Source organism: Campylobacter concisus UNSWCS, assembly GCF_000466685.1.
GTDB classification, from domain to species: Bacteria; Campylobacterota; Campylobacteria; order Campylobacterales; family Campylobacteraceae; genus Campylobacter_A; species Campylobacter_A concisus_A.
This window is the reverse complement of sequence record NZ_ANNG01000056.1, coordinates 1-481: the sequence shown is the minus strand read 5'-3', so window position 1 is coordinate 481 and position 481 is coordinate 1. Positions and strand designations below refer to the sequence as shown.

At 34.9% G+C, this 481-nt stretch carries 1 protein-coding gene; it reads left to right on the top strand.

Annotated elements, in window-relative coordinates; translation table 11 throughout:
* Positions 1-481 (top strand): POTRA domain-containing protein (locus UNSWCS_RS09880; RefSeq protein ID WP_035143915.1); only part of this gene is annotated, 481 nt, incomplete at both ends.

Here is a 481-nt window from a genome sequence, read left to right as displayed (position 1 = left end):
CTGTCTTGGCAAAAACTCTATCAATCTAATCATAAACTCTTTTAACAACGAGATAATAAAAAGTGGCTATATCACTTCAAGTGCGAGCCTAGTTACAAAGAGCCTAAAAGATGCCAAGCTAGAGTTTGTGATAAATCTTGGCTTAATAGATAACATAAGCATAAACGAGCTTGATAGCCAAAGAAATAGAGCGAGCTTATTTAGCGCATTTGGTGAGTATTCTCATAAAAATAAAGTAGCAAATATAAGAGATATCGAGCAGGCTCTTGAGTCACTGCAAAACGTCTCGAAAAATGATGTTAGCATTAAATTCTTACCTTCAAATAGGGCCGGCTTTTCAAATATAGTAATAACTAGAGTTGATAGCTTCCCTCTAAAAGCTGCTATAAGCATTGACAACCTTGGCTCAAAACAAAGCGGCAAGTATCAAGGCATGCTAAATTTAAGCACACTAAATTTACTTGGATTTAACGAAATTTTT